General features: G+C 68.3%; 18 protein-coding genes. 8 read left to right on the top strand and 10 right to left on the bottom strand.

Annotation, left to right across the window (positions count from 1 at the left end):
• Positions 1-592 precede the first annotated feature (592 nt).
• Complete coding sequence (locus AC5P78_RS08320) at positions 593-1780, top strand: benzoate/H(+) symporter BenE family transporter (RefSeq protein ID WP_005414935.1); 1188 nt, start codon at positions 593-595, stop codon at positions 1778-1780.
• 6 nt (positions 1781-1786) lie between these two features.
• Here the strand turns inward: AC5P78_RS08320 and AC5P78_RS08315 are convergent, their stop codons facing one another.
• The 5 genes from AC5P78_RS08315 to egtB form a co-directional block, all read right to left on the bottom strand.
• Positions 1787-2560, bottom strand: a complete 774-nt coding sequence (locus AC5P78_RS08315) for a DUF2628 domain-containing protein (RefSeq protein WP_005411683.1) — start codon at positions 2558-2560, stop codon at positions 1787-1789.
• 50 nt (positions 2561-2610) lie between these two features.
• Positions 2611-3477, bottom strand: coding sequence for a D-hexose-6-phosphate mutarotase (locus AC5P78_RS08310; protein WP_005411684.1), 867 nt, complete (start codon positions 3475-3477; stop codon positions 2611-2613).
• Between the two features lie 40 nt (positions 3478-3517).
• Complete coding sequence (locus AC5P78_RS08305) at positions 3518-4786, bottom strand: lytic murein transglycosylase (protein WP_012481659.1); 1269 nt, start codon at positions 4784-4786, stop codon at positions 3518-3520.
• An 84-nt stretch (positions 4787-4870) separates the two neighbouring features.
• Positions 4871-5845: an L-histidine N(alpha)-methyltransferase gene (gene egtD / locus AC5P78_RS08300; protein ID WP_024958386.1), complete on the bottom strand. Its 975-nt coding sequence runs from the start codon at positions 5843-5845 to the stop codon at positions 4871-4873.
• Entirely contained in the window at positions 5842-7113 is a 1272-nt protein-coding gene (gene egtB, locus AC5P78_RS08295) for an ergothioneine biosynthesis protein EgtB (protein WP_495217184.1), read from the bottom strand. The genes egtD and egtB overlap by 4 nt, the downstream gene beginning before the upstream one ends.
• Positions 7114-7263: 150 nt before the next feature.
• Here egtB and AC5P78_RS08290 point away from each other — a divergent pair, with 150 nt between their 5' ends.
• The gene (locus AC5P78_RS08290) at positions 7264-8544 is read left to right on the top strand and encodes a GGDEF domain-containing protein (RefSeq protein ID WP_065184131.1); all 1281 of its coding nucleotides are present in this window, start codon (positions 7264-7266) and stop codon (positions 8542-8544) included.
• A 3-nt stretch (positions 8545-8547) separates the two neighbouring features.
• On the opposite strand, the gene AC5P78_RS08285 is transcribed toward AC5P78_RS08290, so the two are convergent.
• Positions 8548-8940 carry a YchJ family protein gene (locus AC5P78_RS08285; protein ID WP_005414942.1) on the bottom strand — a complete coding sequence of 131 codons (393 nt, stop codon included), beginning with the start codon at positions 8938-8940 and terminating at the stop codon, positions 8548-8550.
• Between the two features lie 102 nt (positions 8941-9042).
• Between AC5P78_RS08285 and AC5P78_RS08280 the strand changes: the two genes are divergently transcribed.
• A complete protein-coding gene (locus AC5P78_RS08280; protein WP_495217183.1) occupies positions 9043-9822 on the top strand; it encodes a sulfite exporter TauE/SafE family protein in 780 nt (259 codons plus the stop codon).
• Between the two features lie 269 nt (positions 9823-10091).
• On the opposite strand, the gene AC5P78_RS08275 is transcribed toward AC5P78_RS08280, so the two are convergent.
• The 4 genes from AC5P78_RS08275 to folE form a co-directional block, all read right to left on the bottom strand.
• Positions 10092-13472: an ATP-binding protein gene (locus AC5P78_RS08275; RefSeq protein ID WP_495217182.1), complete on the bottom strand. Its 3381-nt coding sequence runs from the start codon at positions 13470-13472 to the stop codon at positions 10092-10094.
• A gap of 16 nt (positions 13473-13488) precedes the next feature.
• Positions 13489-14190 (bottom strand): DUF4194 domain-containing protein, encoded by a 702-nt coding sequence (locus tag AC5P78_RS08270; RefSeq protein WP_005411692.1) that lies wholly within the window; start codon positions 14188-14190, stop codon positions 13489-13491.
• Entirely contained in the window at positions 14177-15646 is a 1470-nt protein-coding gene (locus AC5P78_RS08265) for a DUF3375 domain-containing protein (RefSeq protein WP_005411693.1), read from the bottom strand. The genes AC5P78_RS08270 and AC5P78_RS08265 overlap by 14 nt, the downstream gene beginning before the upstream one ends.
• A 112-nt stretch (positions 15647-15758) precedes the next feature.
• The gene (gene folE, locus AC5P78_RS08260) at positions 15759-16370 is read right to left on the bottom strand and encodes a GTP cyclohydrolase I FolE (protein WP_004141296.1); all 612 of its coding nucleotides are present in this window, start codon (positions 16368-16370) and stop codon (positions 15759-15761) included.
• 687 nt (positions 16371-17057) lie between these two features.
• Here folE and AC5P78_RS08255 point away from each other — a divergent pair.
• From AC5P78_RS08255 to AC5P78_RS08235, 5 genes are all read left to right on the top strand, one after another.
• Entirely contained in the window at positions 17058-17513 is a 456-nt protein-coding gene (locus AC5P78_RS08255) for a MarR family winged helix-turn-helix transcriptional regulator (RefSeq protein WP_012481667.1), read from the top strand.
• A 108-nt stretch (positions 17514-17621) separates the two neighbouring features.
• Positions 17622-17831 (top strand): DUF1656 domain-containing protein, encoded by a 210-nt coding sequence (locus AC5P78_RS08250; RefSeq protein WP_010487502.1) that lies wholly within the window; start codon positions 17622-17624, stop codon positions 17829-17831.
• Positions 17828-18745, top strand: a complete 918-nt coding sequence (locus AC5P78_RS08245; protein ID WP_049460862.1) for an efflux RND transporter periplasmic adaptor subunit — start codon at positions 17828-17830, stop codon at positions 18743-18745. Before AC5P78_RS08250 ends, AC5P78_RS08245 begins: the two co-directional genes overlap by 4 nt.
• On the top strand, positions 18742-20211 hold the full coding sequence (locus tag AC5P78_RS08240; RefSeq protein ID WP_049460860.1) for an efflux transporter outer membrane subunit: 1470 nt from the start codon (positions 18742-18744) through the stop codon (positions 20209-20211). The genes AC5P78_RS08245 and AC5P78_RS08240 overlap by 4 nt, the downstream gene beginning before the upstream one ends.
• A gap of 3 nt (positions 20212-20214) precedes the next feature.
• Complete coding sequence (locus AC5P78_RS08235; RefSeq protein WP_495217181.1) at positions 20215-22254, top strand: FUSC family protein; 2040 nt, start codon at positions 20215-20217, stop codon at positions 22252-22254.
• Positions 22255-22288 lie beyond the last annotated feature (34 nt).

Here is a 22288-nt window from a genome sequence, read left to right as displayed (position 1 = left end):
CTGGCAACGTATCGCTTGCTTTAAAACAATTAATAGTTGCTTGATCAAACGTCTGCAAGATGGACAATCATCCTTCCTGCAGGCGCCTTCACAAGATACCTGCGCATACTTTCAAAGATCCGGGGAAGTGGCCTCAGCGCCGTTCCCGTGTGCTGCGAAGTTTCCTTCGTAGCGAGCCGCCCATTATAGCCGGCTTTTCCGCTTCGTCAACACCTTTTTTCAAGGCCGTCTCACCGGGGTGGACGTTGTTGCCGATGCTGCTTCGTCGTTGGGCCCGGAGGCCTTTCGTCGTTGCGAGCCGCCTATTATGCCGGACTTTTCGAGTCCGTCAACACCTTCGTTCGATCATCTCGTTCGTCGGTGGTGGCGTTGCTGTTTGCGTGCCGTTTCCGAAGAAGCGGTGCGCTGCAGCAAGGGAGCGAATTCTAGAGATCCTGCAGATTTCGTCAAGCATTTTTTTGCACGGTGATGACAGAACCAAGGCAACGTCACGCATGGCATACGCTCGAAGATCACTGTGGCGTTGACCGCGCGTTGCGCGGTCAACGCCACAAGGGCTATCAATGCACGGATGCACAGTGGAGAGACGGCAATGAACATGCAGGTGCGGCAAGCGTGGTGGCGCGACCTTTCAGTACCGGCCCTCGTTGCCGGCTTCATTACTGTGCTGGTCGGCTTCGCCAGTTCGGCCGTCATCGTGTTCCAGGCTGCACAAGCTGTCGGTGCCAATCAGGCGCAGATCGCTTCATGGATGTGGGCACTGGGACTGGGCATGGGTGTCACCTGCATCGGGCTGTCACTGCGCTATCGGGTACCGGTGGTGACCGCATGGTCGACACCGGGCGCGGCGATGCTGGTGGTCGGTGCCGGCGGCGCATCTCTTTCCGAGGCCACCGGTGCATTCCTGCTCGCTGCGGTTCTGGGCATGCTGGCTGGCTTCTCCGGCATCTTCGCCCGGTTGATGCAACGGGTACCGATGGCGCTGGCCGCCGGCATGCTGGCCGGGGTGCTGCTGCGCTTCGGTCTGGACGTGTTCGTGGCCATGAACACCCAGCTGGTACTGGCGCTGGCCATGTTCGCCACGTGGCTGGCCGGACGCCGCCTGTTCCCGCGCTATGCGGTCATCGCCACCCTGCTGGTCGGCATCGCGGTTGCGGCCAGCCGTGGCCTGCTGCACGCACAGCAGGTGCAGCTGCAACTGGCGGTACCGCAATGGGTGACCCCATCCCTGTCCTGGACCGCGGTGGCCGGCATCGCCCTGCCCCTGTTCGTGGTCACCATGGCCTCGCAGAACATTCCGGGCGTGGCGGTGATGCGGGCATCCGGCTACGACGCCCCGGTGTCGCCGCTGATCGGCTGGATCGGTGTGGTCAATACACTACTGGCGCCGTTCGGTGCGTACGCGCTGAACCTGGCGGCAATCACCGCCGCGATCTGCATGGGCCGTGATGCCCATGAGGACCCGGCACGACGCTATACCGCCGCCATGGCGGCAGGTGCCTTCTACATCGTCATCGGGCTGTTCGGTGCCACCGTAGCCGCACTGTTCGCTGCCTTCCCCAAGGAGCTGGTGGCCTGCGTGGCCGGTATCGCGCTGTTCGGCACCATCGCCAACAGCCTGGCCAGTGCGCTGGCGGTAGAGCGGGACCGCGAGGCGGCACTGGTCACCTTCCTGGTCACCGCCTCGGGCGTCTCACTGGCCGGCATCGGCTCGGCGTTCTGGGGCCTGGTGGCCGGTGCGCTGTGCCTGCTGGTGCTGCGGCCCCGTCAGGACCGCTGACCCACCCTACCCGGCCAATGCGGCGCCGACGATGCTCAGCGCCACCGCGATGACGATGGCGATCAGTGTGGCGACCACGCTGGTGCCGCCACGCGCGGTCAGCTCGCTGCGCAGCCGTGCATCATCGTCGCCGGTGACGGCACGGGCCTGGGCGATCAGGCGCTGGCAGTGTGCCAGGTACCAGCTGTTGCCAAAGATGCCGGTGGTGATGCTCAGCGCGAAGGTGATGACCAGCGACAGGCCATCCGGCACATCCAGCCAGGTCTCCACCACGCTGATCAGCAGCAGCAGGCCAGCCCACATCGCCGCCAGGCGGTACATCCTGCGGTACATCATCCAGATCAGCCCGAGCAGGAAGGCCGGCCAATGCCAGGTGCCACTGCCCGTGGCAACGCCCTGATCCAGCCGCCAGCGCTGGCGATAGATCGGGAAGTTGCCGCCGACCACGCTGGCGTACAAGGCCATCTCGCCCTCCAGCCCGGCAGCCGCAGCCCTGTCCGGTGCGGCGGCCGGCGCACGATAGGGATCGGACGGATCGCCGACATCCGGCGCGATGCCCTCAACCGCAGGGGCTGCGTCGATATCCAGGGCCGGAGCCACCTCGACGGGGGTGGAAGCCTGCTCCAGTTCCGCCAACGGCCGCCATGAGGGCATGCCTTCGCACCAGAGCAGGGTGCGCGCCGTAACCGTCCCTTCCTGCTGCAGCTGGCGAAGACCGGCCAGATCCACCGGCCCACTGCTCTGCCTGCCATTGGCGTACCACCATTGTGCTTCCTGCATGTTTTCCGTCCTTGCTACCTGCATCGACAAACTGAAATCGTTGTCCGCGCCTACAGCGCGGTACTGCCCAGGGTCTGCACCAGCTGATGGCGCGCACCCGGCGCAAGCGTAATCTGCTCCGGGCCTGCGTTGGCCACTTCCAGGCATACGTAATCGCGCCAGCCCTCGCCGACATCGGCCATCCTGGCTGCCGCCTCGGCACCCGGATTCCAGACCACCAGCGTCTGGCTGCCTTCGCTGCGGATCTCGATCCGCCGCTGTAGTACGGGATCATGCAGCACGTAATGGCCGCCGGCACCGGTGTAGATGCGATCGCTGCGACCGGGATCACGTGGATCGCGCAATGACCACGGTCCCTGTTGCAGGCGCAGCTGCGCATAGTCCTCGTACTTGTCCAGGTACTGCAGGCCGTCAAGGCCCTCGACCTCGACCCGCTTGGCATCGCCCACCCGGAAATAGCTGTGCAGGGCCTGGGTGAAGGTCACCGGCGAGGTTCCGGTGTTCTCGGTGACCAGCTGCTGGCGCAGCTGGCGGCCAATGCGCAGCTGCATCTGCAGGCGCAGGCCGCGATCGGCGCTGGGCGCAGGCGCCAACTGCAGCTCGACCTCGCCATCATCGCGCTGGCTGGCCTGCAGAAGCTCCCAGCGCGCGGTACGTACCAGGCCATGCGCCGGTACATCGGCGCTCTGGCCCTGGCGACCGAACCACGGCCAGCACACCGGGACGCCACCGCGGATGGGCGTGGGCAGCTCGGCGCGCGTGGGCGAAAGCCACAGCAGATCGGGCTGCCCATCAGGAATGAACGACAGCAGCTGGCCGCCGAACACGCTGACGACCGCCGTGGCGTTGGCGGTTCGCACCTGCCAGGCCTCCAGGCCGTGATACAGGCCGGTGCTGATGTCCGGATTCGACTGCATGCGATGACGCTCCTTGAAGACCGCGGCGATGATGTCGCGGTCAACGTGCCGCCGGCAAGGCTTTCTGCCCAGCGGGTGCGATGGCGGTCGCCTCTTCCTGCAGCGTGCGCAGGATGCGCTGGCCTGCGCGGCCGTCCACCTCGCTCCAGCCCAGGCGCTGCTGCTCGGCCTGGATCGCGCGGCGCGTGGCGGTACCGATCATGCCGTCGGCGGCACCGATATCGTGGCCGCGGGCCAGCAGCAGGGTCTGCAGCTGGCGGCGCTCATCGCGGCCCAGGCCCGGGTCATCGGTCGGCCAGGCGGTGGCCAACCCGTTGCCGCCACGCAATTGGTCAGCCAGCGTCGCGATCGCCAGCGCATAGCTTTCGGCGGCGTTGTAGCTGTAGATCGCGTCGTAGTTGCGGAACACCAGCAATGCCGGGCCCTTGTTGCCGGCCGGCAGCAGCAGCGCGGCGCGCGCATCCGCCGGCAGGTTGGCTGGAGCCAACACGCTGCCATCCAGCGCAGTCACGCCCTGCGCACGCCAGTCGGCCAGGGCGCGACGCTGGGTGCGGCCGGCCTGGCTGGCGTTGAAGCCCGCAGGAACGCGGACTTCCATGCCCCACGGCTCGCCGCTGCGCCAGCCGGCGCGCTTGAGGTAGTTGGCGGTGGAGGCCAGTGCATCGGGAATGCTGCCGACCAGATCGCGGCGGCCATCGCCATCACCGTCCACGGCGATGCGTGCATAGGTGCTGGGCATGAACTGCGTATGCCCGAAGGCACCGGCCCAGGAGCCGGTGAGCCCCTGGGCCTGCAGGTCGCCGCGGTCGATCAGCTTGAGCAGCGCCAGCAGTTCACCGCGGAAGAAGGGTTGGCGACGGCCGGCGCAGGACAGCGTGGCCAATGACTGCAGCAGCGGGCGCTTGCCGAACACGCGGCCGTAGTCGCTCTCCACGCCCCAGACCGCGACGATAGTGGCCGGATCGACGCCGTACTGCGCCGACACGCGATCGAGCAGGTCGCGGTGCTGCTGCAGCAGGGCGCGGCCATCAGCCACGCGCTGGCGATCGACCAGCGCGGCCAGGTAGTCCCAGATCGGCGTGGTGAATTCCGGCTGCGCATCAAGCAGGCCGAGCACGCTGGGGTCCGGGGTGAGGCCGGCGGTGATCGCGTTGAAACGGTCGGGACTGATGCCTTGTGTCACAGCGGTGGCCTGCAGGCCCGACAGGCAGCGGCTGAACGCCGGATCGATGTCGCCGGCAGGAGCGGCGGGCGCTGTCGGCGCCGAGGCAAGAGCGGCCGCCAGGCCGAGCGTGGTCAGAATGGGCATGGCGTCCTCCGTGTTGCCGTTGCACGGCCATCTTAGGGGTAGCGGTGCTGCTGAACCTGAAGCGGTACCGGCTGGCCGTCCGCCCTAGATGGCACGCAACAGGCGCAGGCCATAGGCCGGGCCTTCAGCATCCCAGCGCTGCATGACCTGCAGGCCAGCCGGCCGCAGCAGCGCTTCGAAGCTCTCGTCGGTGTACTTGTGGCTGTATTCGACGCGGATCGGTTCGTCGGCCTCGAAATGGAAGGTCCGGCCATCCAGATGGACGTCCTGTGCCCGCTGGCTGACCAGATCGGTCTCGATGCGCAGCCGCGCGACGCTGTAGCGGGCACGATGACGGAAGCCCTGCAGATCGAAGTCGCTGCCGACCTCGCGGTTGAGGCGGGCCAGCAGGTTCAGGGTGAATGCGGCGGTGACGCCCTGCGCATCGTTGTAGGCCGCCTCGATCAACGCCGGGTCCTTGTGCAGGTCGATGCCGACCAGGGCCAGGCCATCACGCCCCATGGTCTGGCGCATCGCGCGCAGCAGCGCGACCGCGTCCTCGCCTTCAAAGTTGCCCAGCGTGGAACCGGGGAAGAACAGCAGCCGTCGCGCGGGGTCGCGTTCGGGCATGGGTACGGCGACGGGACGGGTAAAGTCGGCACAGACCGGCAGCATCTCCACCTCGGGCAGCGCCGGGGCCAGATGGTCGATGCTGGACAGCAGCGCGGCACGCGAGATTTCAATCGGCGTGTAGGCCACCGGGTCGTGCAGGGCGGCCAGCAGCAACGCGGTCTTGCGGCCACTGCCGCTGCCCAGTTCCACCACGTGCAGATGCGGCCCGACGCTTCGGGCGATGTCCTGCAGTACCCGTGAAAGCAGGGCCAGCTCGGTGCGCGTGGGGTAGTACTCGGCGGTCTGCGTGATCTGCTCGAACAGGCGCGAGCCGCGCGCATCGTAGAAGTACTTGGACGGCAGCTGGCGCGGCGTGCGCGACAACCCGGCCACCACGTCGGTGAGGATCTGCTGGCGGCCAGGGGTGAGATCGGTCAGCGCCTGCAGTGCGTCGTGCACCGTACTCATGCGAGGTCCCTGGCCAGGCGCAGCCCGGAGAACTGCCAACGCGCCGGGGGCATGAAGAAGTTGCGGTAGCTGGCACGCACGTGGCCACGCGGCGTGGCGCAGCTGCCACCGCGCAGCACCCATTGTCCGCACATGAACTTGCCGTTGTATTCACCGAGGTTGCCGGCGAAAGGGCGGAAGCCCGGGTAGGCGCCATACGCGCTGTGGGTCCATTCCCATACATCGCCGAACAGCTGACGCAGTCCACTGCCCCCGGCAGCCTGCGGGTGCAGCCGATCGTCATCGGCAAAATGACCGCGAGGCGGCAGCGTTGCGGCGGCAGCCTCCCACTCGAACTCGCTGGGCAGGCGCGCGCCGGCCCAGCGGGCGCAGGCATCGGCCTCGTAGTAGCTGAGGTGGCAGACCGGCGCATGCGGATCCAGTTCGCGCCAACCGCCCAGGGTGTACTCGCGCTGCAGGGCGCCATCCCAGTACAGCGGGTGCTGCCAGCCCTCGGCTTCGCGCAGCGCCCAGCCTTCGCTGAGCCACCAGCGCGGTTCGCGGTAGCCGCCGGCGTCGATGAAGGCGCGGTACTCGGCATTGCTGACGGGGCGCTCGGCCAGTGCGTGCGCGGCGAGCAGCACGCGATGCGCCGGCGATTCGTTGTCGTAGGCGAAGGCGGTGTGCTGCGGCCAGGCTGCGGCGCCGATGGTGACGATGCGCTCGGGCGACTCGATCCAGCCCTGCGCACTGGCAGCGCTGGTTGCAGGCTGCAGGTCCTCGCGGTAGGCCGGCTGCAACGGATTGCACCAGAACGCGTGCTTGATGTCGGTGAGCAGCAGTTCCTGGTGCTGCTGTTCGTGCTGCAGGCCCAACTGCAGGTGCTGCAGTGCCTGCTCATCAAGGTCGCCTGCCGCCAGCCGCGATTGCACCTGTGCATCGACCTGCTGGCGGTAGTCGCGCACCTGCTGCAGCGATGGCCGCGACAGCAGCCCACGCTGCGGCCGGGCATGCGCCGGGCCGAGGCTCTTGTAGTAGCTGTTGAACAGGTAGTCCCAGGCAGGGTCATGCGCCGGTGCAGGTGGGAAGCCGGCCAGCACGAAGCATTCGAAGAACCAGGTGGTGTGGGCCAGGTGCCATTTGCTCGGGCTGGCATCGGCCATGCTCTGCAGCATGGCATCTTCGGCGCTGAGGGGGGCTGCCAGGTGCATGCTGCGGTTCCGCACACATGCGTACTGGCGGGCGAGATCGCGCTGCGGGGCAGCGACGGCGGTGGCTACGCTGTCCATCCGGGCAGCATCTGCGCAACAGGGTGAGTGCGATGTCATCGTTCGACGTCAACGCGTTCACATGCGTGACCATCCCGCATTCAAGAAGCCGGTGCGAACGCCGCTAACGGCAATGCTGCGGCCGCGTCGTCACCGCGCTGGAATTCCTGCTTGCCCCTGCATCCGCTCCGCCAGCCTGCGCATTACCTGTTCGTGCTGCCCGCCGTGCTGGTTGCCGTGGTGCTGTGGGCAGCACTGGGCAACGAAGACGTTGCCAGTCCGGCCCAACGCATCCTGCCCTGGCTGCTGGCCTGCCTCGGCGCCGGCCTTGCCCTGCTCTACCACCAGGTGCGTACGCTCTGCCTGCTGCTGGTGGTGGCGGTCATGTTCGCGCTGCTGCACCAGGACGTGGGCGGCTACCTGCACAGCGGCCACGTCACGGCGCTGACACCGCTGCGCTTCCATGCCATTTCGGCCTGGTTGCCCTTGCTGTTCGCGGGCCTGGCATTGTGGCCCGAGCGCGGGCGGCGCCGCCACGACCTGCTGTTGCGGAGTGTTGCCAGTGGCACCGCGCTGATGATCTTCCTGCTGCTGGCCACGCAGCAACCCCGGGGCATGCACGATCTGCTGTCCAACCGCCACTGGAGCTGGATTCCGGCCGACTGGAACGCGCTGGCACAGCTGCCAGCGCTGCTGTTCCTTCTGGCAACCGCCGCGCTGGGCTGGCAGGCCTGGCGGCATCCGCGCCCGTTGCACACGGCGATGCTGCTGGCCCTGCTGTGCCTGTGGTGGATGCTGCCACGGGTGTTCCTGCAGCCGGTGCTACTGCCGGCACTGGCCAGCGCGGCCCTGCTGCTGATGCTGGGCGCGATGCTGCAGGAGTCCTTCCATATGGCCTTCCGCGATGAGCTGACCGGCCTGCCGGGGCGCCGCGCCTTCAATGAGACCCTGCAGCGGGCGCGCGGCACCTACAGCATCGCGATGGTGGACGTGGACCACTTCAAGTCGTTCAACGACACCCACGGCCACGACACCGGCGACGATGTGCTGCGCCTGGTGGCCTCGCGCTTGGGCCGGGTGGGCGATGGTGGCCGGGCGTTCCGCTATGGCGGCGAGGAGTTCGCGGTGGTGTTCCTGGATCGTCCCGCAGCGGCCTGCGTGGATGCAGTCGAGGCGCTGCGGCAGACCATCGAGGACACCCGCATGCAGCTGCGCGACCGGAGCACACGCAGCCGCGACGATGAAACGGGGCGCCGGCAACGAGGACGCGGCGGAAGCGGGCAGACGGTGCAGGTGACGGTGAGCATCGGGCTGGCAGACAGCCGCGTGGATGAGCGGCCAGCGGCAGTGATCAAGGCCGCCGACCAGGCGCTGTACGCAGCCAAGGACGGTGGCCGCAACCAGGTCCGCGCGCATGCCGGCCAGCGCGTGCTGGCGGCACGCGGCGGCTGAGGCTCACACCGCGTCGAGGTAGTACCAGCGGCCGTCGACGCGCAGGAAGCGGCTGTGCTCGGCCATCTTCACCGCGCTGCCGCCGCCCACGCGGTAGCGGGCGGTGAAGCGCACTTCGGCGCTGTCGGCGCCGGTGACGGTGTGCTCGTGCACGGTCAGGCCCAGCCAATGCGTACGCTGGCCGGGCGCATCATCCAGCGACAACTCGGCCGGACGGGTATCCGGATGCCAGCTCTGGCGCAGATAGTCCGCCAGCCCCCGCACATAGGCGCTGTAACGTGATCGCATCAGGCGCTCGGCATCGGGGGCGGCCTCACCGGCATGGAAACGGCCACAGCAGGCGGCGTACTCGGCGGGAAGGCCGCAGGGGCAGGGATCGGTGGGTTTTCGGCTCATGCGGACATTGTCGCCGGGTTGTCCGGATGGATCCACGCGGGGCACCGGTCAACCAGTGCAGGACAGGCGTATGCTGTCGCGCCCCCATATCGATTGATCGCCGTGCTGGAACTGGTTCCCCCTGAGTTGTGGTGGCTGGTGGTCATCGCCTTCATCGCCGGGCTGGTCGATGCCGCCGTCGGTGGTGGTGGGCTGGTGCAGCTGCCTGGCCTGTTCACGGTGCTGCCGCAGCAGACGCCGGCGATGCTGTTTGGTACCAACAAGTTCAGTTCGATGTTCGGTACCGGTGCGGCCGCCTGGCGCTATGCGCGCAACGTGCGCTTCCCGTGGAAGCCGGTGTTGTTCGCGGCCGGCACGGCCTTCATCTTCTCCTTCGCCGGCGCCACCGCGGTAAGCCTGCTGCCCAAGGACGCGGTGCGCCCACTGGTGCTGGTGCTGCTGGTCGCGATGCTGGCCTACACACTGTGGAAGAAGGACTTCGGCGCGCTGCACCGTCCGCAGGAGATCGGTCGCCGCGAACTGGTGATCGCGCTGGCGATCGGTGCGGCGATCGGCTTCTACGATGGCTTCTTCGGGCCGGGCACCGGCAGCTTCCTGATCTTCCTGTTCGTGCGCCTCTTCGGGCTGGATTTCCTGCGCGCCTCGGCGGCATCAAAGGTGGTGAACCTGGCGACGAATGTGGCGGCGATCTCGTTCTTCGTGCCGACCGGCAACATCCTGTGGCTGTTCGCGCTGCCGATGGCGGCGGCCAACATCATCGGCTCGGTGGTGGGCACGCGCCTGGCGCTGAAGGGCGGCACGCCGTTCATCCGCAAGCTGTTCGTGGGGCTGGTGGTGGTGCTGATCGCGCGGATGGCGTGGGATACGTTCCGCGCTGCGTGAACGCGGTTGCCGGCCAGCGGCCGGCACTACCGGGTCATGAACCCCGCCCATGGGTAGTGCCGGCCGCTGGCCGGCATCCCCATCCGATCAGGTCATGAACCCCGCCCATGGATAGTGCCGGCCACTGGCCGGCATCCCCATCCGATCGGGTCATGAACCCCGCCCATGGGCAGTGCCGGCCGCTGGCCGGCATTCCCCATCCGATCGGGTCATGAACCCCGCCCATGTAGTGCCGGCCGCTGGCCGGCATTCCCCTTCAATCGGCCAGGTCAGGCCTCGGCTTCTTCCGGTTCGTTGGCCTGCTGGCGGCTGCGCTCGGGCAGCTTCAGGCGCTTGCCTTCCTCGTCATACTCGATCAGCAGCACGCCGGAGTCGTGGCGGCCGCTGATTTCGACGAAGCAGGCGCCGCCGATGAACGGTTCCAGCGTCATCACCGACTTCAGCGGGGTGGCAACCACCATCTGGAAGCCGAAGTTGTCGAAGATGTTCATTGCCAGTGCGGTGAACTCGTTGTCGGCCTTGTCGAAGGCTTCGTCGAGCACCACTGCGGCGTAGCTGGGCAGCTGGCTGTCAGCACCGCCGAGCTGGTAGCGCAGTGCCGCGGCCAGGCAGGTGGTAGCCAGTTTCTGGCGCTGGCCACCGGACTTGCCGGCGCCGCTGCGGTAGATCTCGACCTGCTGGCGCGTTTCCGCATCCAGCTCGACGCCGATGAACTCCACGTGCATGCGCACGTCCAGCACCAGCTCCCGCCAACGCTTGTCCTCGCCTTCCTGCGAGCCCAGGCGGTTGACCAGCTGGCGCAGCACGGTGAACTGCGATTCGGCCAGCTCGCGCTGCTCGGTCTGCTGCTGCGACAGCACTTCGCGCAGCTGCAGGTGGAACTCGCCGACTTCCGGCAGGCGGCGGTCGCTCAGTTCGATGGTCAGCAGCGTACCGCGGTTGAACGGCACCTGTTCCAGGCTGGCGTTCACTTCGTCCAGGCGCTGGCCGATCGACTTGCGGGCCTCGGCGCTGTGGCGCTGCAGGGCCAGCAGGTTGTTCTTGCTCTGGTTCTGCAGCAGATCGAAGAAGCGCTCTTCGTGCTGCGGCAGGCCATCGCGCTCCAGTCGTTCGAGGCGTGCGAGGAAGTCCTCGGCCGAGGCCACCGACACGGTGAAGTCGCCCGATTCCTCCGGCCACTGCTGGATGAAGCGACGGAAGCAGCCGATCAACTGGTTCTCGATGCGGTTGAGGTCCTGCTGCGAGGACGACAGCTGCTCGTTCAGCGCGTTGCTGACCTGGCGCATGTGCGCTTCCAGCGTTTCCAGGCTGAGCGGACCCTGCTCCTGCAGGCGCTCGGCAAGGCCGGCTTCCTGCTCCTGGGCCAGGCTCGGCAGCACCAGCGCACGGCTCTGCTGGCGCGCGCGGTCCAGGCGGTCGCGTTCCTTGACCAGCTGCCCGCGCTCGACGCGGACGTCTTCATAGGTGCGGCGGGCCTGCTCGATGTCGGCGCGCACGGCGTCGATCTGCTTGGCCAGCTTGGCGAGGTCGGCATTGCCTTCGCGCAGGTCGCGCAGCGTGGCCTCGATGTCGCTCAGGCGCTGCTGCGGGGCGGCGATGTCGATCTCGTTCCAGCTGATGCTGACCAGCTCGTGGCAGGCCAGGCGGCGTTCGTTGTCGCGGTCACGCTGTCCACGCAGGCGCGCGATGTCGGTCTCGCAGCTGGCGATGCGCTTGGCCAGTTCCTGAGCTTCGCGCTCGAAGGCGCCCACCTTGTCGTGGTTGTTGAAACCGAGGATCCAGCGACGGCGGTCGCCCACCGCACTGCGGTCATCCTTCTCGAAACGGTCGCCCGGATGCTTGACCTGACCTTCGCGGGTGATGCCGCGGTCGACGTTGCGCAGCTGCTTGGCATCCACGCACTCGTAGTCGAATCGCTTGCCGAGCTCGCGGCGCAGCCAGCTTTCGAACACGTGTTCGCGCAGTTCCAGCTTGTGCAGCAGCGACTTCGCCGACGGCTCACGGGCGAACGCATCATCGTTGCGGCGCACGCGGTAGTAGGTGAAGCGCATGCCCAGGTGGGTACGGTTCACCCACTCGGCGACGTCGTTGTAATGCTTGTCGTCGACCAGCAGCGACAGCGCGAAGCCACCCAGCACGCGCTCGATGGCACCCTGCCAGCCCTGCTCTTCCGAGCGGACCTGGATCAGTTCGCCGACAAACGGCAGCGCCGCTTCAGCGATGCCGGTTTCCTCGGCCAGGCGCGCGCGCAGCTTCTGCATCGGCGCCGGGATGTTGGAGGGCGTGCGCTGCATCGCTTCGAGTTCCGCACGGACTTCGCCGAAGCGGCGCTCGTCATCGCGCTTGCCACCCAGGCGATCGCTGATCGCATCGTCCAGCGCCGAAGAGGCGCGCTGGCGGTCCTGCAGCTCGTTCTGTGCGCGCTCGACCAGTTCGGCGAAGCCGTGTGCGTCGTCCGGCAGTTCGGCCCCCAGCTGCTGCGCGGCCAGGCTTGCCTGCTCGCGCTTGGCCTGGCGGCGGTCGCGCTCGGCTTCGGCGCGGCCCTGCTCGCGTTCCAGTTCTTCGATGCGCTCACCGCCCTGCTGGCGGCGCTGCAGTTCCAGTTCGGCCAGGCGCTCGGTGTGGTTGTCCAATGCGGCGCGACGCTGGGCTTCTTCGCCAAGCAGGCCACGGTCACGCACGTCCATCTCGCGCAGGCGCGCTTCGATCAGCGCCTGGCGGCGGCTTTCACGGAAGCTGTCGACGCCGAGCTTCAGCGCTTCGTCGTCACCGCGCTGGCGGTGCATTTCCTTCAGATCGTTGTAGTAGGCGCGTGCCGGCAACAGGGTTTCCACCTGGCGGCGTGCGGTGACCACTGCCTGGTGCGCGCCATCGAGCTCGGCGAAGTCGCTGACCAGGCGCTCGGCGGCGTCGAAGGTCTTCGGCGTGTCGAGCATGAAGTCGCGCAGGAAGACGTTGAGGTCGCCCAGGTTCTTCGCCGACTGCGTCTTGTGCAGCAGGCGCAGCGCCATCTCGTTGTCGATGCCGAGCAGGTCGCGGAATCGCTCGGCGTAGCCGGAGAAGGTGTCGAAGTGGTGCAGGTCGGACAGCTTCTGCTTGAGCTTGCGCAGGTCCAGGTCGAACCCACCAAGATCCTTGGCGATGTCGAACGGGCGCTCGGCAATCATGTAGTGCTTGCGCACGTCACCGGCCGAGGTGCCGTTGCCGGAGATCCACAGCAGGCGCACCAGGCTGACCACGCGGCCATCGCCGGCGCGGTATTCCAGCACCAGTGCGGTCCAGGTGGCGCCCTTGCGCAGGTACTGGGTGGCGATTTCGCCGGTGCCGCTGTCCTGCTGGTCAGCCCACGCGCCACGCACGTAGGACACCAGGTTGCGGTCGCGGCCACTGCGCTCGGCTTCACGCGCGGCAGCGTTGAAGTCGACGATGGCCGGCGGCGTCAGCAGCGCGGACATGGCATCGAGCAGTGTCGACTTGCCCGAGCCGGAACGTCCGACGAACAGGAAGCCGCGCTCGGCGATCGGCACTTCGGTCAGGCCGTTGAAGGTGCCCCAGTTGTGCACCTGCAGGCGGCGCATGCGGAACTGCTGCAGGCGCGGGTCCGGCAGGCCTTCGTTGAACAGGGCGGGAGTGTGCTTGGAGATAGCCATGCGATGGTCGGGTCTCTCAGGCCTCGGCGGCCGGGGTTTCGCGCAGCTGGCGGTAGACCGCCGAGAGCTGGGACACGTCTTCGGCGGAGAACAGCAGCTTCAGCGCCGGCGAGACTTCGTGGCGGTCTTCCTGGCCGCTGAGGCGGGTCAGGATGTGGTTGTCCTTCATCTTCTGCACCGCCGAGGCGACGCGGCGGTTGAAGCCGGCGCGGTCGGTGGACAGGTTCTTTTCGTAGATGGCCAGTGCTTCGGCCATTTCGGCATCGGCGACCACCGCGCGGTTGCCGCGCGCATCGGCTTCGGCCAGCTGCTGGCGCAGGTACAGCAACAGCACCGAGTCGATGAAGGTCAGCGGCGAGGTGCGCAGCAGCACCGGCGCGTCGACGTCTTCGGTATCGGCCTGGCGGGTGAACGCCACGCCGCTGTCACGGTCGAGCACCAGTTCCAGGAACAGGTCCGCCAGCGACGAGCGGATGGCCGCTTCGCTGCGGATCAGTGCCGGCCACAGCTTGGCGTGGCGCAGCTGGTCGATGCTGGGGCCGATCAGCAGCTGGCACAGCGCGCGGCGCGCATCCAGCGGCAGGCGCCCGGTGTCGCCGAGGTAATAGACGTCGTTGCCACGGCGGGGCTGCGCCACGGCCGCCACCGGTTCGGCCTCGTAGGCGTCTTCCGCCACGTCGGCCTGCGCTGCGTCGATGGGATCTTCATGCCAGCTCATGGCGTCTCTCCTGGGTGAACCAAACCAGCGGGATGCGGGCGCGACGGACCTGGCCGTCGCCACCACGCCATTGCGCAAGCTCCTGCTCGCCGGCGACCACGTTGCCGAAGCGCGTGCCCAGCGACAGATAGCCGATGACGCTGCCAAGACCCTGCGGCGCCTCGCGCTGCGACAGGGCCTGGGCGATGCTGAGCCGCGGCTGTGCATCGAGCAGGTCGTGCAGGTCGCGGCGCAGGGTGCGGAAGTCGATTTCGGACGAAGCGACCAGGTCGCCGACGCTCTCCAGGCTGATCGCGGCCGCGTCGTTGTACTCGACATTGCCGTCGACCTGGGCGCTGCGCGGATCATGCAGCTTCCACTGCGACCACGAGCGCAGGCGGCTGGTGGTCAGCTGCAGGTCGCGCCCGATGCCGCGCTGTGCGGGGAATTCGTCGCGCAGGGCCAGCGCTTCGGACTGCGCCTGCTTCAACAACTGGTTGAGGCGGCGCTGTTCCAGGTAGCCACGGCTCTGCACGAAGCCGCGCAGGCTGCGCGCGAAGTTCTGCAGCACGTCGTGCACCTGGCCACCGCGCTCGAGCATGGTGCTGGTGAAGCTGCGCAGGAAGTTGCGTTCGTTGCGGTCCAGGCGGCGGGCGAAGCCGCGCGCCAGCACCGCTTCCAGCGCGGCATCGAGCTGGGCACTCTGTTCGGCGTCGTTGAGCAGCCGCCAGAAGGCCTGGAAACTGCGCCCGGCGTCACTTTCGCCAATGACATCCACACCTTCGAACAGCTGCGACAGCACATCGCCGCGCTCGCCCTCGTCGTCGATGATGCGTTCGCGGAAATCGCGGTTGAGCTGCTCAAAGTCATCGCGCACGCGGCGGAAGTCCTCGGTCAGCTCGTCGGCCAGGCCGATGATCTGGCGGGTGCGTTCCAGCGCGCGCTTGCCATCCAGCGCAACCACGCGGCCGGTGCCGACCCGGGCGATTTCGGCATCGATGCGGTCGCGCTCGTCGTGCAGCGCGGACAGGCGCGCATCGGGATCGGCTTCGGTCTGCGCAGCCAGCGCCGAGAGCTGCTCAATGACCAGCGCCAGGCGGCTTTCGGTGGCGGCCACGCGGGCCTGCTCGAGGCCGTCGGCGAAGCGGATCGCCTGCAGTGCCGCGGTCGCCAGCTCGTACTGCTCCTGGTCGGCGCCTTCGGGCAGACGGCGTTCCAGCCAGCCCTGGGCCAGCCAGTGCGCGATGTAGGCCTGGGCGGTGCGCGGCAGCTCGCGCGAGAGTTCATCGCCGGCCAGCTGGTCCAGCGCGCGCTGCAGTCGCTCGTTCAGTACCGAGGACGGCAACGTGCGCTCACCGTCCATCAGCAGGCCCTGCAGCAGGCCGATGATTTCCGGAGCGTGGTCGGCGGCAAGCAGCTTCCACTGGGGCTGTTCGCGCAGGTGGCGGTAACGGGCAATGCGTTCGCGATGCTTCATGCAGCGAAAGAAGTCTGTAGGGCTGACAGGGACAAACCGCCATGCACAGCTGCCGCGTGGACAGCCGTGGGCATGCCGGCCTGCAGGAGCCGGCGTGGTGCGGGCAAGCGGCTCAGCGCTTGCCGCCCACTTCGATGAAGCGCAGGAACTCGGCGCGGGTACGCGCGTCGTCGCGGAAGCTGCCCAGCATCTTGGAGGTGACCATGCTGACGCCGCGCTTGTGGATGCCGCGGGTGGTCATGCACTCGTGGGCGCCTTCGACGACCACGCCGACGCCGATCGGCTGCAGCACATCCTGGATGCACTGGGCGATCTGCGCGGTCATCTTCTCCTGCACCTGGAAACGGCGGGCGTAGGCTTCGACGACACGGGCCAGCTTGCTGATGCCCACCACCTTGCCGGCCGGCAGGTAGCCGACGTGCACGCGGCCGATGATCGGGGCCATGTGGTGCTCGCAGTGGCTTTCGTACTCGATGTCGCGCAGGACGATCAGCTCGTCGTAGCCGGCCACTTCCTCGAAGGTCCGCTCCATGTAGGCGCGCGGGTCGTCGCGGTAACCGCTGAACCAGTCGCCATAGGCTTCGGCGACACGGCGGGGGGTATCCAGCAGGCCTTCACGGGACGGGTCCTCACCGGCCCAGCGCAGCAGGGTGCGCACGGCATCCTCGGCCTGGTCCTGGGTCACGTCGCCCTGCGGGGCGGCCTTTTCGTTGTTCTTGCTCATTGCGTACAGCGTCCCGAACGGGGGGCGAGCATCGTACCCGACCGGGGGGTGGGTCGTCCTGTTGGGACGGTTCATCGGGGGTCGTTGTTGGCGCGTCGTTGCTATCGGTTTGGAGTGGGAGAGGGGGCAGCGCAGGACACGCCGTAAACCCGTCCATGGGGGCTCGATGGCGCCATCCATGGCGCCAACGGTCCTGCGCAGCCCCCTCTCCCACTCCCTGGCGGTGTCCCGCGGGCGCGGCCTGCCCCCCGAAAGCGGGGGCAAAAGCGGGGGTTCATGGCTTCGGAATCGGCGCGCCGCTGCTGTGGTGTTTTGTGCTTTGGTGGGTGCGGACCGTTGGTCCGCACTGCTTCTGCTCTTGCTTCCAAGAGCCAACCCACCGCGCTCGCGGGGGGATGGGAAGGCCGCGGGGGCCGGGCGGGGCAGGACCGTCCGCGGCATGGATGCCGCGGCCGAGCCCCCAAGGGTGAGGGCGCTTGCTTGCGAGGCATGCCTCGCAAGCGCCCGAACGCACAGCCGCCAGCGGCTGGGCCGGACCCCGGAGGGGGGTTCACGGCGTGTCCTGCACCGTCCGGCGCCCGCTGCCCCACCCGACACCAGGCAGGCGCAACGCTTTCCTCACTACACCCACCCATTCAGAAAAACCTATTGATAGGAATGAAATTAGTAGTATCCTATCTATCTCTTATGGACCGACCCCTCGACGAGCGCACCGTGCTGCAGATGCAGCTCAGCTCCGGCCTGCTGTACGCAGGGCGGCAGTGGCAGCGCCTGGCCGACAGCCGGCTCGGCAGCTACGGCATCTCCACCGCCTGCACCATGCCGCTGCTGATGATCGGCCGCTCCGGCGGTGGCATCCGTCAGGTGGCGCTGGCGCAGCAGCTGGGCATGGAAGGACCCTCCCTGGTGCGCCTGCTGGACAAGCTGTGCGCCAGCGACCTGGTCCGCCGCGAGAGCGACGCCAGCGACCGCCGCGCCAACCTGCTGTGGCTGACCGACGCGGGACACGCGCTGGTCAGCGAGCTGGAAGACCAGTTGATCGGCCTGCGCCAGGACGTGTTCGGCGAGCTTTCCATGGATGAACTGCACGCCGTGCTGAAGGCATGGCGCCTGCTGGCCGAGGCCGCCGACCGCATCACGTAAGACCGCTGCCCCCGAACACCGCCGCTGCCGTGCACACGCCAGCGGCTTTTGCCCGTTGCCGTTGTTCTGTTGTCCCTCCCCTCCCCCTCCTCGCCCCCGCCCCTACCGATGCCCGGTGAATTCAGTCTCCACGGAGTGTTCGTCCCGACCCTGCTCGGGTTGATGTTGTTGGCCTACCTGGTCAACAGCGGCCTGCACGCGCTGCTGCAGCGTGCCGGCGCCTATCGCCACGTATGGCACCCGGCGCTGTTCAACCTGGCCCTGTACGGGATCGTGCTTGGCCTGCTGTTCCACCTCCTGCGTTGGATGCAATCGTGAACAAGATCGTGAAGAAGACCCTGCCGGTGCTGCTCACCAGCGCAGCCGTGATCATCGCCCTGCTGGTGCTGCGCCAGCTGTGGGTCTATTACATGGATGAGCCGTGGACCCGCGATGCCCATGTCGGTGCCGACGTGGTGCAGGTGGCGCCGGACGTGTCCGGGCTGGTGGAAACGGTGCAGGTGGCCGACAACCAGGCGGTGAAGAAGGGTGACCTGCTGTTCGTGGTCGATCGCGCCCGCTACCGCATCGCGCTGGAGCAGGCCCGCGCCAACCTGGCCGAGCGCCAGGCATCGGTGGCGCAGCTGCGCCGCGAGATCGGCCGTGACCGCAGCCTGCAGGACCTGGTCGCCGCCGAGGACGCCGAAGTGCGCCGCGCCAAGCTGCAGGCCGCACAGGCGGCGCTGGCCACCGCACAGGCGGCGGTCGACCTGGCCGAGCTCAACCTGGACCGCACCGAGGTGCGCGCGCCGGCCGATGGCCGGGTCAACGACCGCACCCTGCGCGTGGGCGACTACGTGGTGGCCGGCAAGCCGGTGCTGGCGCTGCTGGATACCGGCTCGTTCCGCATCGATGGCTACTTCGAGGAAACCCGCCTGCGCGGCGTAGCTCCGGGGCAGAGCGTGGACATCCGCCTGATGGGCGAGTCGGCCCCGCTGCGTGGCCACGTGGAAAGCATCGCCGCCGGCATCGAGGACCGCTACCGCAGCAACGGCAGCACCCTGCTGCCGAACGTGACCCCGGCCTTCGACTGGGTGCGGCTGGCACAGCGCATTCCGGTGCGCATCGCCATCGACGAAGTACCCAAGGGCGTGGAACTGATCGCCGGCCGCACCGCCACGGTGACCGTGGACACCGGCCGCCATCCGCACAACGACAAGGCCGGTACTGCGCCGACACAGGCGGGCCTGTGAACGCCGCCCTGCCCCGTCTCGGTCTGATCGTTGCGCTGGCCAGCCTGGCGGCCTGCAGGACCGTCGGCCCGGATTACGCCCTGCCGGAAGGGTCGGCCTTCAAGCGCCCGGAGGCCAATGCAGCCTTCATCGATACGCAGAACCCGCAGGTGGCCGCCAACCAGGCGCTGCCCGACCGCTGGTGGTCGCTGTACAACGACCCGGTGCTGGACGGCCTGATCACCCAGGCGCTGCGTGACAACGTGGAACTGAAGGCCGCCGATGCACACCTGCGTCGTGCGGCGGCGGTGTACGAACAGGCGCTGGACGCCGGTGGCTTCGAGTACGAGGCCGAGGCCGGCGTCAGCCGCGCGCAGCTGTCGGCCGAATCGTTCCTGCAGGAGCACGAGCTGCCGGTGATCAACCTGGCCGATGGCAAGTTCGCGGTCAGCTACCAGTTCGACCTGTTCGGCAAGCTCAAGCGCGGCGCCGAGGCAGCGCGTGCCGACGAGCAGTCGGTTGCTGCGGCGCGCGACCTGGCCCAGGTCAGCGTCGTCGCGCAGGTCGCCGACAGCTACCTGGAAATCTGCCACGCCAACCACGAACTGCACGTGGCCGAGCACTCGCTGCAGCTGCAGCAGCGCAGCCGCACGGTCACCGAGCGCCTGATCGCGGCCGGCCGCGGCACGCCGCCGGAACTGGCCCGCGCCAATGCGCAGGTGGCACTGCTGGAGGCGGCACTGCCGCCGCTACGCGCGCAGCGTTCGGCGGCCGCCTATTCGCTGGCCGCGCTGCTTGGGAAAACCCCGGGCCAGCTGCCAGCCGGCGTGATCGACTGTGCGCACGCCCCCGGCCTGGCGCAGCCGCTGCCGGTCGGTGATGGCCGGGCGCTGCTGCAGCGCCGCCCGGACGTGCGCCAGGCCGAGCGCAAGCTGGCCTCGGCCACGGCGCGGATTGGGGTCGCCACCGCCGAGCTGTACCCGGACATCCGCCTGGGTGCCTCGGTGGGTGCCGCCGGCCTGCTGGAAGACTTCGGCACGCCGATGACCCAGCAGTGGTCGATCGGCCCGCTGATCTCGTGGACGCTGCCGTCCTCCGGCACGCACGCACGCATCCACGCCGCCGAGGCGGGTGCCGATGCCGCGCTGGCCGAGTTCGACCACACCGTGCTGCAGGCGCTGCGCGAGACCCAGACCGCGCTGGACCGCTATGCGCAGGACCTGCGCCGGCTGCAATCGCTGCGCATCGCGCAGGAGCAGGCCGCACTGGCCGCCGAGCAGAACCGCCGGCTGTACCAGGGTGGCCGCACGCCGTACCTGTCCAGCCTGGATGCCGACCGCAGCCTGGCCACCAGCGACGCCACCCTGGCCGCCGCCGAAGCGCAGGTCTCGCGCGACCAGATCCATCTGTTCCTGGTGCTGGGTGGCGGCTGGCAGGCATCGGTTGCCCCGCCCGCGCCGTCCACCGCACAGGCCTCGGCGAAGTAAGCCATGAACGCGCTGACCGATCGCCAGGCCTGGCTGTTCTCGATCAAGACCTACCTGGCCGCGGTGGCCGCGCTGTACATCGCCATGGCCGGCAACCTGTCGCGCCCGTACTGGGCGATGGGCACGGTGTACATCGTCAGCCAGCCGCTGCTGGGCCCAACCCGCGCCAAGGGCGTGTACCGCATCGTTGGCACCCTGGTGGCCGGCCTGGCCACCCTGCTGGTGCTGCCGGCGCTGGTGGAAACGCCGCTGGTGCTGAGCGCGGCGATGTCGATCTGGCTGGCCGGCTGCCTGTTCATGGCCCTGCTCAACCGCGGCCCGCGCGGTTACGCGTTCCTGCTGGCCGGCTACACCACCGCCTTCATCGGCTTCCCGGCAGTGACCTCGCCGGAGACCATCTTCGACACCGTGGTGGCGCGCAGCGAGGAGATCATCCTCGGCACCGTGGTGGCAGTGCTGTTTGCTTCGCTGCTGTTCCCGGCCTCGGTACGCCCGATGCTGCGCGCCCGCATCGGCAACTGGATGGAGGACGCGGCGCAGTGGTGCCGGCAGATCCTCGAACGCGGCCGCGCGCACGCGCCGCGCAACCGGCTCGCCGCCGACCTGGTGCAGTTCGAGGCGCTGATCGAGTTCCTGCGCCGCGACGACCCGCGCCATGCCGGTTCGGCCGTGTCGATGGAGCGGCTGCGCGAGCGCATGCTGCTGCTGTTGCCGGTGCTGTCCTCGATTGCCGATCGCTTGAGCGCACTGCGCAGCGATGGCCAGGCCCTGCCGGAAGGCCTGCCGGCGCTGGTCGACGACATCCATGACTGGCTGGACGGGCCCACCAACGCCAGCGAGTACGCCCGCCTGCGCGCGCGCATCAGTGCGTTGAAGCCGCAGGTGGACCGCGACCTGCAGCACCTGCAGCTGGCCAGCCTGCTGCTGCGCCTGGAGGAACTGGTGGACCTGTGGCAGGACTGCCGCACCCTGCAGCACGCGATCGACCAGGGCACTGCGCCGCTGGACCGTGCGCACTACCGCATCCGCACTGAGCGCGTAGCCGCCGACAAGCACGTCGACTACGGCATGGCGCTGTTCTCAGCGCTCAGTGCCGGCGTGGCGCTGATGAGCTACTGCGTGCTGTGGATCGCGCTGGGGTGGGAAGGCGGCGGCAACGGCGCGATGATGGCCGCGGTGACCGCCGCATTTTTCGCCGCGCAGGACGATCCGGCACCGAGCATGGTGTCGTTCCTGGTGTGGGCGATGGTCGCCTCGGTGGTGGCCGGCGTGTACCTGTTCGGCGTGTTCCCGGCCGTGCACGACTTCGGCCTGCTGGCGCTGGTGCTGGCGGTGGCGTTCCTGCCGCTGGGGCTGATGCTGCACCACCCCAAGAGCGCGCTGTTCGCGCTGCCGCTGACGGTCAACCTGGCCGCGCTGCTGAGCCTGCAGAACACCTACAGCGCCAACATCCAGACCTTCCTCAACTCGTCCATCGCGATGTTCATCGGCATTGGCTTTGCAGTGGTGATGACCCGCCTGTTCCGTTCGGTGGGCGCCGAGTGGACCGCGCGCCGGCTGGTGCGGCAGGGCTGGACCACGCTGGCCGAAGCCGCCGAAGGTCGTGGCCAGCAGGACCGCCAGCGCTTCGCCGCGCGCATGCTTGACCTGCTCGGCCTGCTCGCGCCGCGCCTGGCGGCAACGCCGGAGGGCAGCGACATCGCCTCGGTGGACATGCTCAATGAAGCACGCATCGGCCTGAACATCCTGCAGCTGCGCCGCGCCCGGCTGGAACTGCCCGAGCGCAGTCGCGAGGCGGTCGAGCACATTCTGGAAGAGGTCGCCGTGCACTACCGGCGGCAGATCGCCGCGCGCAAGCCGATTGTGGCGGCCGACGCGTTGCGCGAGCGGCTGGATACCTCGCTGGGACGGGTCGGTAGCGTGGCCGCCTGCAAGGCCCGCGATGAAGCCCTGATGGGCCTGATCGGCCTGCGCTTCGCGCTGTTCCCGGAGGCGAAGGCGCTGGCGCCGGGCTTGGCGATGAGTGCAGCCGAACAGCCGTAGCGCGATACCCTGCGCAGCCACAGACCCCGCGCAG

It is taken from the genome of Stenotrophomonas sp. YJH_SMC_133 (assembly GCF_059370655.1).
The sequence above is the reverse complement of the archived record's forward strand: the minus strand, read 5'-3'. Positions and strand labels throughout refer to the sequence as shown.

What these genes read in the sequence shown, in the direction of transcription:
- AC5P78_RS08270 (WP_005411692.1), bottom strand. Translation starts at nt 14,190, where the DNA reads ATGAGCTGGCATGAAGATCCCATCGACGCAGCGCAGGCCGACGTGGCG.
- AC5P78_RS08265 (WP_005411693.1), bottom strand. Translation starts at nt 15,646, where the DNA reads ATGAAGCATCGCGAACGCATTGCCCGTTACCGCCACCTGCGCGAACAG.
- AC5P78_RS08315 (WP_005411683.1), bottom strand. Translation starts at nt 2,560, where the DNA reads ATGCAGGAAGCACAATGGTGGTACGCCAATGGCAGGCAGAGCAGTGGG.
- egtD (WP_024958386.1), bottom strand. Translation starts at nt 5,845, where the DNA reads ATGAGTACGGTGCACGACGCACTGCAGGCGCTGACCGATCTCACCCCT.
- AC5P78_RS08310 (WP_005411684.1), bottom strand. Translation starts at nt 3,477, where the DNA reads ATGCAGTCGAATCCGGACATCAGCACCGGCCTGTATCACGGCCTGGAG.
- AC5P78_RS08255 (WP_012481667.1), top strand. Translation starts at nt 17,058, where the DNA reads ATGGACCGACCCCTCGACGAGCGCACCGTGCTGCAGATGCAGCTCAGC.
- AC5P78_RS08305 (WP_012481659.1), bottom strand. Translation starts at nt 4,786, where the DNA reads ATGCCCATTCTGACCACGCTCGGCCTGGCGGCCGCTCTTGCCTCGGCG.
- AC5P78_RS08250 (WP_010487502.1), top strand. Translation starts at nt 17,622, where the DNA reads ATGCCCGGTGAATTCAGTCTCCACGGAGTGTTCGTCCCGACCCTGCTC.
- AC5P78_RS08235 (WP_495217181.1), top strand. Translation starts at nt 20,215, where the DNA reads ATGAACGCGCTGACCGATCGCCAGGCCTGGCTGTTCTCGATCAAGACC.
- egtB (WP_495217184.1), bottom strand. Translation starts at nt 7,113, where the DNA reads ATGGACAGCGTAGCCACCGCCGTCGCTGCCCCGCAGCGCGATCTCGCC.
- folE (WP_004141296.1), bottom strand. Translation starts at nt 16,370, where the DNA reads ATGAGCAAGAACAACGAAAAGGCCGCCCCGCAGGGCGACGTGACCCAG.
- AC5P78_RS08275 (WP_495217182.1), bottom strand. Translation starts at nt 13,472, where the DNA reads ATGGCTATCTCCAAGCACACTCCCGCCCTGTTCAACGAAGGCCTGCCG.
- AC5P78_RS08320 (WP_005414935.1), top strand. Translation starts at nt 593, where the DNA reads ATGAACATGCAGGTGCGGCAAGCGTGGTGGCGCGACCTTTCAGTACCG.
- AC5P78_RS08285 (WP_005414942.1), bottom strand. Translation starts at nt 8,940, where the DNA reads ATGAGCCGAAAACCCACCGATCCCTGCCCCTGCGGCCTTCCCGCCGAG.